Source organism: Microbacterium sp. H83, assembly GCF_001650405.1.
GTDB lineage: Bacteria > Actinomycetota > Actinomycetes > Actinomycetales > Microbacteriaceae > Microbacterium.
The window spans coordinates 101737-110715 of the sequence record NZ_LWCU01000003.1; the positions used below are offsets into that span (position 1 = coordinate 101737).

8 protein-coding genes are annotated in these 8979 nt (G+C 71.8%); 5 read left to right on the plus strand and 3 right to left on the minus strand.

The annotated features are described in order from the left end of the window. Window positions 1-231: 231 nt before the first annotated feature. A complete protein-coding gene (locus A4X16_RS02510; protein ID WP_067115824.1) occupies window positions 232-621 on the plus strand; it encodes a hypothetical protein in 390 nt (129 codons plus the stop codon). A 79-nt stretch (window positions 622-700) separates the two neighbouring features. Here A4X16_RS02510 and A4X16_RS02515 read toward each other — a convergent pair whose 3' ends face one another. The 3 genes from A4X16_RS02515 to A4X16_RS02525 are packed head-to-tail and all read right to left on the minus strand — an operon-like array spanning window position 701 to window position 6491. Beyond that, window positions 701-4162: an error-prone DNA polymerase gene (locus A4X16_RS02515; protein WP_067115827.1), complete on the minus strand. Its 3462-nt coding sequence runs from the start codon at window positions 4160-4162 to the stop codon at window positions 701-703. Further along, window positions 4162-5700 carry a DNA polymerase Y family protein gene (locus A4X16_RS02520; protein WP_067115830.1) on the minus strand — a complete coding sequence of 513 codons (1539 nt, stop codon included), beginning with the start codon at window positions 5698-5700 and terminating at the stop codon, window positions 4162-4164. The genes A4X16_RS02515 and A4X16_RS02520 overlap by 1 nt, the downstream gene beginning before the upstream one ends. After that, window positions 5697-6491: a hypothetical protein gene (locus A4X16_RS02525; protein WP_082914222.1), complete on the minus strand. Its 795-nt coding sequence runs from the start codon at window positions 6489-6491 to the stop codon at window positions 5697-5699. The genes A4X16_RS02520 and A4X16_RS02525 overlap by 4 nt, the downstream gene beginning before the upstream one ends. 136 nt (window positions 6492-6627) lie before the next feature. Between A4X16_RS02525 and A4X16_RS02530 the strand changes: the two genes are divergently transcribed. From A4X16_RS02530 to A4X16_RS02545, 4 genes are all read left to right on the plus strand, one after another. Continuing rightward, the gene (locus A4X16_RS02530) at window positions 6628-7098 is read left to right on the plus strand and encodes a prepilin peptidase (RefSeq protein WP_067115833.1); all 471 of its coding nucleotides are present in this window, start codon (window positions 6628-6630) and stop codon (window positions 7096-7098) included. Between the two features lie 61 nt (window positions 7099-7159). Continuing rightward, entirely contained in the window at window positions 7160-7372 is a 213-nt protein-coding gene (locus tag A4X16_RS02535) for a response regulator (protein ID WP_067115836.1), read from the plus strand. After that, window positions 7365-8009, plus strand: a complete 645-nt coding sequence (locus A4X16_RS02540; RefSeq protein ID WP_067115839.1) for a CYTH domain-containing protein — start codon at window positions 7365-7367, stop codon at window positions 8007-8009. The genes A4X16_RS02535 and A4X16_RS02540 overlap by 8 nt, the downstream gene beginning before the upstream one ends. Window positions 8010-8078: 69 nt before the next feature. Continuing rightward, on the plus strand, window positions 8079-8979 hold a 901-nt coding region (locus A4X16_RS02545), incomplete at its 3' end, for a type III polyketide synthase (RefSeq protein ID WP_231880240.1).

The window sequence follows — 8979 nt, forward strand, 5'->3', positions numbered from 1 at the left end:
CAGATGGACCTCTCGAGAGGGCTCACCGTCCATCCCGGACGGTAGGGGAGGCGGCGAAGATCTCGCTGCTCTCATCGGCTGATTCCCCAACGTCTCAGCCGGTAGCCCCCGCTACTGAAAGCAGAATATCGCGAAAACGTCTTGTCCGCCATTTGGGGGACAAAGAAATCTACGATTATTTCCTCCAGGACTCCGGGTTGCCGTGAGAACGTCCACTCATAGAGTGGACCCATGGACAGAACGCTCGCAGTCGCCGCGCAGCTTCCGCTCGCTCGCGGGCATCGCGTCGAGGTGACCGAGGCCATCGACGAGACGAGAGGCGAGGCGGTGCTGCTCGCGATCGTCGACCTCGAGACCGGCGTGCGCTTCCGTCGCGCCGAGGAGCCCCGCGGCGAGCTCGTGCACTGGCTCGGTCGAGTCCTCGACTGCACGGTCACGTTCGGCGGACATCGCGACCGCACGGTGGTCGTCATCGACACCGACGGCGACGGTCCGGGAGGAGTCGGAGCGCGGGCGGCGCTCACGGGCGCGGATGCGGCGGCTGAGGCCGCGAAGGCGGAAGCCGACCGGTGGGGCGGTGGCGATCGGATGCCGGAGCCGGAGCCCGAACGGTTCTGGTGACCGCCCCGGGACGCGCCTCGCGTGAGGACGCCAGGCCTCCTGCTGCGTCGCGGACTCGCGACATCGCGCTCCGGGGAGTTCACCGGAAGTCCCGGGAGCGATGGGTCACTCCGGTGCGGAGATCCTCGAAGGCGTCGGCGAGGATGTTCACGACCCCTTCCGCCGAGCGCTCGAGGATGCCGCGGATGATCAGCGCGGGGGAGTCGCGCGCGACCCTCCGGTAGCGGCCCCAGACACCGGTCGAGCAGATGACGTTGATCAGGCCGCTCTCGTCCTCGAGGTTGAGGAAGGTGACACCCGCGGCCGTCGCGGGACGCTGCCGATGGGTGACGAGGCCGGCGACCTCGATGCGGCGTCCGGATTCGTGGTGCTGCAGGTCGGCGGAGGACAGCACCCCGCGCTCTCGCAGCAGCGCGCGGAAGTGCGTCATCGGGTGGTCGTCGGTGGAGACGCCGGTCGACCACAGGTCGGCCGACAGCCGCTCGTAGCTGGACTGGTCCGTGAACAGCGGGGGCTGCACCGCGACCGTCGTGCCGGGGAGGTAGCGGGATCGGTCCTCGGCGGCGGCGCCGGACATCCAGATCGCCTCCCGGCGCTGCAGCCCGAGGCAGTCGAACGCGCCGGCGGTCGCCAGGGCCTCCAGCTGCGCGGCGCTCGCATCGGTCCGGCGCACCAGATCGTGCAGGTCACGATAGGGGCCGCCTGCGTCCCGCTCGGCGACGATCCTCTCCGCCAACGGCATGCCGATGCCGCGGACGCCGCTGAGGCCGAGCCGCACCGCGAAGCCGCCGTCTCTCCGATGTGCGGAGGACTCGTCGGGGCGCGTCCGGTCGAAGCGCGGCACCTCGGGCTGCTGCGCGTCGTTGCAGGAGTCCCGCCCCGTCGGTCCGGGGAGACGAGCGTCGTCGAGCGCCTCGAGGGTCTCCGTCGCGGCGGAGGCGTGCAGATCGGGGCGTCTGACCTCGACTCCGTGCCGCCGTGCATCCGCGGTGAGGGTGGATGCGGAGTAGAACCCCATGGGCTGCGACCGCAGCAGTCCCGCGAGGAAGGCGGCCGGGTAGTGCAGCTTGAGCCAGGAGCTCGCGTAGACGAGCAGCGCGAAGGAGAGCGAGTGCGACTCGGCGAAGCCGAAGTTCGAGAACGCCTGGATCTGGGCGTAGATGCGATCGGACTGCTCGGCGGAGAGCCCGCGCCGCGTCATCCCCGCATAGAGCTTGTCGCGGACCTTCTCGATCTTCTCGAGCCCGCGCTTGGATCCCATCGCCCGACGCAGCAGATCGGCCTCGTCGGCGGTGCAGTCTCCGATGGCGGTCGCCATCTGGATCAGCTGCTCCTGGAAGATCGGGATGCCGAGGGTGCGCTCCAGGATGGGCCTCAGATCGTCGTGCGGGTAGGGGATCTCCAGCACGACCGGCTCTTCGCCCCGCGCGGTCCGTGCTCGGTTCTCCTCGTCGAGTGCATCCTTCGCCATCTTGCGGCGGACGAAGGGATGCACCGCGCCGCCCTGGATGGGGCCGGGACGGATCAGCGCGATCTGGATCGCGAGGTCGTAGAACGCGCGAGGCTGCAGACGGGGGAGCAGCCCGATCTGCGCGCGCGACTCGACCTGGAAGACCCCGATCGAATCCGCTCGGCAGAGCATGTCGTAGACCGCCGGCTCCTCCTTCGGGAGGGTCTCCAGGGTCCACTCCTCTCCGGTCGCGTCGCGGACCAGGTCGAAGCAGTGCTGCAGCCCCGCCAGCATGCCGAGCCCCAGCAGATCGAACTTCACCAGCCCCATCCACGCGGCGTCGTCCTTGTCCCACTGGATGACCGTGCGGTCCTCCATCCGCGCGTGCTCCACGGGCACGACCTCGCCCACCGGCCGCCGTGTCAGCACCATGCCGCCGGAGTGGATGCCGAGGTGGCGGGGAGCCTTGAGCAGCTCGCCGGCGTAGTCGAGGACGTTCGCCGGGATGTCGTGCTCGTCCGCGACCTCCAGTCCCGTGCTCCACCCGTCCACCTGCCGTGACCAGGCGTCCTGCTGGCCGGGAGAGTATCCCAGCGCCCTCGCCATGTCGCGCACGGCGTTCTTCGGCCGGTACTGGATGACGTTCGCGACCTGCGCCGCACGTTCGCGCCCGTATTCCCGGTACACCCACTGGATGATCTCCTCGCGCCGATCGGAGTCGAAGTCGACGTCGATGTCCGGCTCCTCCTGGCGCGTGGTCGCGAGGAACCGCTCGAAGGGCAGCCGGTACAGGATCGGATCGACCGCGGTGATCCCGAGCAGATAGCAGACCGCGCTCGCCGCGGCGGATCCCCGCCCCTGGCAGAGGATGCCCCGTCGTCTCGCCTCGGCGACGATGCCGTGCACGATCAGGAAGTACCCGGGGAAGTCCTTCTCCTCGATCACATCGAGCTCCCGCGCGATCCGGCGACGGCCGTCCGCGTCCAGCCGGGGGTACTTGGTCGGCACGGCCTCCCACACCAGGTGCCGCAGCCAGCTCATCGGCGTGTGACCGTCCTCCACCTTCTGCTCCGGCAGAGCGGGGCGAGCGCGACGCAGGGGGAAGGCGGAGGCTCCGGCGAGCTCGAGCCCGTAGGAGATGGCCCCCGGGTAGCGGCGGAACCGCGCTGCCATCTCGGCGCCGCTGCGCAGATGGGCCCCGCCATGGGTCGGCAGCCACCCGTCGAGGTCGTCCATGCTGCGCACCGCGCGCACCGCGGCGACGGCCTCGGCCAGCGAGGCTCGCTCGGGGGCGGCGTAGTGCACGTTGTTGGTCGCGACCACGGGGAGACGCATCTCCCGCGCGAGCTCGGCGAGCGCGTCGTTGCGGCGGGTGTCCAGCGGGTCGCCGTGATCGAACAGCTCGACGGCGACGTGGTCGTGCCCGAAGAGATCGACCAGCCGCCGCAGGGGAGTCCTCGCGTCTCCGGTCTCGAGCCCGCGACGGACCCCGCCTTTGCGGCATCCGGTGAGGATCGTCCAGTGTCCCTCCGCCGTCGATGCCAGCTCGTCGAGGTCGTAGACCGGTCGGCCCTTCTCGCCGCCGCGGAGGTGGGCGGTCGTCATGGCGCCGGAGAGCCGGTGGTACCCGTCCAGGCCGTCGGCGATCACCAGCAGATGATCGCCGATCGGGTCGGCGGCGCCGCGCTGCGGGGCGTCGAGACCGAGGGAGAGCTCGGCGCCGTACACCGTCTGCACCGACACGTCCATCAGCTCGGCGACCTCGGCGAAGCGCGCCGCGCCGTAGAAGCCGTCATGGTCGGTCAGTGCGAGCGCCGTCAGGCCCAGCCGCTCGGCCTCGGCGAGGAGATCCTCCGGTGAGGAGGCGCCGTCGAGGAACGAATAGGTGGAATGCGCGTGCAGCTCCGCGTAGGGGACGGGATCGTCCGGACGGCTCACCGACGTGGGCGGCTTCCGCGTGCGCCGGGTGCTCACCGGGCCGGGGTCGGGCCGGATGGTCGGCGGCTCCCCGCCGATCGGGTGCGGGGACTCCTCACCGCTCAGCGCGCGCTCCAGCTCGTTCCACGACAGCGGAGGGTTGTGCCAGCCCATCAGCGGTACCTCCCCTCGACCCACCAGCGGTCGCCCGTGCAGAAGACCAGCCAGGCGCGGTCATGGCCGTCGACGATCTGGAGGCGATGCCCCCTCTTGCCTCCCGAGGCGTCCCACCGGCGCTCGTGGATCGGCCAGGGGCCGGCCCAGGCCTGCACCTGGTCGCCGTCGATGCGGGCCGGAGGCGCCGTGAGCGCACCGCGATCGTCGACGAGCACGGTCTCGCCCCCGGAGGTCTGGACGCCGATCGGTCGAGGCGGGCGGAAGACCTCGGCGGGAAGGGGGTCGGGAAGACTGCCCGGCCAGGGGTGCGAGGGATCACGGGGTGCGACGGTCCGTTCACCCCACGGCGTGAGGACCTGGCGATCGGCGAGCCAGCGTCCGCCGGACAGCGCGGCGGTGACGACGCCCTCGTGTCCGAGCATCGTCTGCACGCGGGAGACGGCATGGTGCAGACGCTCGTCGGTGCCGGAGCCGAAGAGCCCTGGCTGATGATGCGCGGCGTCGTCGACCGCCACCGGCACGATGCGCACCATCATGATGCCGCCGAAAGCCCGTGCCTCGTCGATCGGCTGCTTCGCCGATTCGGCGGCCAGCGCCTCGAGCTGCCAGCGCACCCTGTCGACGAGGTCCACCGCATCGAAGCAGGTCGGATGCAGCCAGGGGCGGGAGAAGACCGTGCCGTCGTCGTCGGTCAGGTCGATCCGCACCTCGGTGCACACCACGGAGGCGTCGCCGAGCGCGAGCATCACCGCATCGGCGGTCTGCCGCACCGCGAAGGCCACCTGGTCTGCTCCGGCCAGCGGCGACTCGAACTCGATGGAGCGCACGAGCTCGGGGTCGGGCGGACGAGCCACCACGGCCCGGGAGTCGGCGCCGGCGGCGAGGGCGTGCAATCGGGCTCCGCGCTCGCCGAAGCGGTCGCGGACCTCGATCTCGTCGAGGGCAGCGAACTCGCCGAGCGTGCGCACGCCGAGCCGGATGAGCAGGCCGGTGAGCTGCTCGTCGCGCAGCACTCGGACGGGAAGAGGGGAGAGGAACGCGGAGGCGGCTCCCGCCGGCACCACGGTGCAGGGCGCGTTCCCCCGCGCCGCGAGCTCCGCTGTGAACGGGCCGTCGGCGATGCCCACCCGCACCTCGGGGAAGCCCGCCTCGGCGAGGACGGCGATCAGTGCGCGCCCTGCCTCCTCTTCTCCGTCGTGATAGCGGGAGATGCCGCGGGCCCGCACCGCGGCGAGGCCAGGACGCAGCAGCGCCGCACCGGGGGCGTGCTTCTCGATGAGCTGCAGCACCGGGAGGAACGCCCGCTCGTCGCGCGCGGGGTCGTGCGGGAGCACCCGCAGCGAGGAGATGTGGCCCTGGGCGATCCGGCGCCGCTGACCTGCGCGGACGCCGTGCTCCCTCGCCGATGCCGTGCAGGCGACGACCGTGTTCGCATGCACCAGGGCGGTCGGCGGATGCGGTGGATCGCCGCCCAGCGCGGCACGCAGCGGCCAGTCGGGGAACCAGAGCACGAGGACGCGCAGGGGAGCACTCATCCCGCCACCGCCAGGGGGTGCTCGGCAGGGGAGGCGTCCGCGCCTCGCAGGGCGGGCAGTGCCGTCAGCTCCGCCACCGTCGCGGCTGCGGCCTGCTCGTCGACGAGCGCCTCGACCGCGCCGTCGCTGCCGGGCAGGCGGACCCGGACGCTCGAGGCCGTGGGGCTCTGCCTCGTCTTCGCCGTCACCGTCGCCGTGGACCCCTCGATGAGTCCCCATCCCTCCCCGATGCCCAGCCAGTGCTGGTCGTGGAGACGGATCGAGCCCTCGCTCTGCGGCCAGGCCCCCGAGGTCGACGACTCCGCGACGAGGAGGGTGGCGCCGCGGTCGCGCAGGCGGGCGCTGAGGCGGGACGCATCCGCATCCCGCGCCCTGCCGCCGGGGGCCACGGCGATCAGCGGCACGACCTCGGCGAGCGCCGAGGTCACGGCGAGCCACCGGTCTCCCGGTTCGGGGACGAGGATCAGCCGGGGGAGCTCGATGCCGAACGCCGCCGCCGCCTCGACGCCCAGGGTGGGCATGCCGACCACCGCGCACCAGAGACCTTTGCGGGAGGCGGCGGCGAGCAGGGCGAGGACGAGGCTGGGTGAGGGGGAGACCGTGTACGCGGTGCCGGTCTGCAGGCCCTGCTCCGGAAGCAGCGAGGAGAAGGCGGGGTCGAGGGGGAGGAGCGGGAGATCGCTGCGCCGACGCTGCATGCGACTGATCTCGCGGCGCAGTCGCAGCACCTCTCCGGCGCGGGTGTCACCCGCCGGAGAGATCGACGTCATCGCATCGAGCCCGATCCCCATGCTTCCATCCTCGAATATATGTACTACTAAAGCAACTGGATCAGATGACGATAATTCGAACCTCCGACATCGGCCCCGGACGATCGGTTATCCACACCCTGCACTGCGACGACCCGCGATCTCCTAGCCTTCCCGGATGGATCTCCGCACCCCGGTCGTCGTCTGCGTGCACCTGGCCCTCTTCGTCGTCGGGTGCCGACTCGTCGCGATCGACGCGCGCACCCACCGGCTCCCGAACCGCCTCGTGCTGCCCACGCTCGCCGCGCTCCTCGTCCTCGCCTCCCTCGACGCGCTCGCGACAGGAGAGATCCGCGCGCTGGTGCGGGCACTGCTCGGCATGCTCGTGCTCGGCGTCTTCTACGCGGCGCTGCGGTCGCTCGGCCGGGAGGGGATGGGCGGGGGCGACGTCAAGCTCGCCGCCGTCATCGGCCTCGTGCTCGGGTGGCACGGCTGGCCGGCGCTCGCCGTGGGCGCGGCATCCGCGTTCGTGCTCGGCGCGCTGTACGCCCTCGCGCTGATGGCGCTGCGTCGCGCCGACCGGACCACGCGGATCGCCTTCGGGCCGTGGATGATCATCGGAGCCGTCCTCGGCGTCGTCGCGACCTGAGAGCCCCGCCGCAGGCGCGGCGCGCGGGCGGCGCACAGGGCGGCGGGTCTAGGGTGAGGACATGGCACTCGCACGACTCCACGGAGGCCCGCTCGACGGGCAGATCATCCCCCTCGACGACGCGGACGACAAGCTGATCGTCCCCTACAGCGAGACCCAGGTGGTGTACAACCGCAGCGGCGAGCCGCAGAACACGGGCGACGCCGACGGTCCCACCGAGATCGACTACTGGTACGACGAGTCGCTCGAGGATCTCAACCCCTCGGATGACTGAGACCCCGTCCGGCTCCGACCCGTCCCGGGTCCTGGAGGTCGAGCGCAAGTACGACGTCGACGACGCGACGCCTCTCCCCGAGTGGAGGGGCGTCCCCGGCGTCGATGCCGTGTCCGCCGGCGAGCTCCGCGAGCTCGACGCGCGCTACCTCGACACGGCCGACGCCCAGCTGTCCCGCGCCGGCGTCGCCCTGCGGCGCCGCACCGGCGGGCCCGACGCCGGCTGGCACATCAAGGGTCCGCGTGAGGGCGACGGCCGCGTCGAGATCGGCTGGCCGCTGGACGTCGACGCGGGCGACGCGGAGAGCGTCCCCGCGGCCGTCGTCGAGACGCTCAGCCGATGGGCGACCGGCGGTCTCACCCCTCTGGCCCGCATCGAGAACGCCCGCACGGCGTATCTCCTCACCGGACCGGACGGCGTGGTCGCGGAGTTCGTCGACGACCGGGTCCGCGCCACCGATCTCCGGCACGACGTGCGGCGCGAATGGCGCGAGTGGGAGCTGGAGCTCGGCCCCGCCGCCCCCGCCGACGCCGCAGGCCGCGAGGCTCTCTTCGCCGCCGCGGAGAAGGCGATCTTCGCCGCGGGCGGCCGTGAGGCGGCATCCGGGTCGAAGCTGGCGCGTGCGCTCGGCTTCTGAGGGCGGGTCTCGCCGGGTCGGGCGCAAGCCCCTTCCCGGGGGTCGCCGGCTCGTGCTTGAGTGACGGACATGAGCCGCCCCGCAATCCTCCGATCGCTGCAGACGATCGTCCCCGACACCGTCATCGCCCAGGAGCAGGTGCGAGACGTCTTCGCCGGGCAGCCCGACGTCGGACGGCTCGCCCAGCGCCTCATCGGAGCCTCGTTCAACGGCTCGGGCATCGACACCCGGCACACCGTCATCGAGGAGCTCTCGCCCGTCCGGACGGACGGGACGGAAGGGACGGACGAGACGGACGCGCCTGTCTTCCGTGACCGCCGGTCCGGGCACCTGCTCTCGCCGGGCACCAAGCAGCGCAACGAGATCTACGTGCGCGAGGCGTCGCGGATGTTCGTCGAGGCGGCCCGTCGCGCCCTCGACGCCGACCCCGACGTCGTGGCGTCGGACGTCACGCACGTCGTCACCGTGTCGTGCACAGGCTTCCACGCCCCGGGGCCCGAATACGAGATCGTGCGGGCGCTGGGTCTCGCCGACAGCGTCGAGCGCTACCACCTGGGGTTCATGGGATGCTACGCGTCGATGCCCGCGCTGCGCGCCGCCCGCCAGTTCTGCCTGGCCGACCCCGAGGCGGTCGTGCTCATCGTCAGCGTCGAGCTGTGCACCGTGCATCTGCGATCGACGGAGGACCCCGACCTCATCGTGGCGAACTCCCTCTTCGCCGACGGCGCCGCCGCGGGCATCGTCACGGCTCGCGAGCTGCCGACCCCGGTGCCGGCCGTCCGCCTGGACGGATTCCACACGGCGATCGCCGCCGAGGGGGAGAAGGACATGGCGTGGACGATCGGCGACCACGGGTTCGAGATGATCCTCTCGACCAAGGTCCCGCAGATCATCGGCGAGACCATCATCGGCGCGATCCGTCCGCTCTACGCCCGCGAGGGGGAGCTCGCGGCGGCGTTCGACGAGGGGC

Coding starts and splice junctions, on each gene's coding strand:
- A4X16_RS02520 (WP_067115830.1), bottom strand. CDS start 5,700: ATGAGTGCTCCCCTGCGCGTCCTCGTGCTCTGGTTCCCCGACTGGCCG.
- A4X16_RS02525 (WP_082914222.1), bottom strand. CDS start 6,491: ATGGGGATCGGGCTCGATGCGATGACGTCGATCTCTCCGGCGGGTGAC.
- A4X16_RS02540 (WP_067115839.1), top strand. CDS start 7,365: ATGACTGAGACCCCGTCCGGCTCCGACCCGTCCCGGGTCCTGGAGGTC.
- A4X16_RS02535 (WP_067115836.1), top strand. CDS start 7,160: ATGGCACTCGCACGACTCCACGGAGGCCCGCTCGACGGGCAGATCATC.
- A4X16_RS02510 (WP_067115824.1), top strand. CDS start 232: ATGGACAGAACGCTCGCAGTCGCCGCGCAGCTTCCGCTCGCTCGCGGG.
- A4X16_RS02530 (WP_067115833.1), top strand. CDS start 6,628: ATGGATCTCCGCACCCCGGTCGTCGTCTGCGTGCACCTGGCCCTCTTC.
- A4X16_RS02515 (WP_067115827.1), bottom strand. CDS start 4,162: ATGGGCTGGCACAACCCTCCGCTGTCGTGGAACGAGCTGGAGCGCGCG.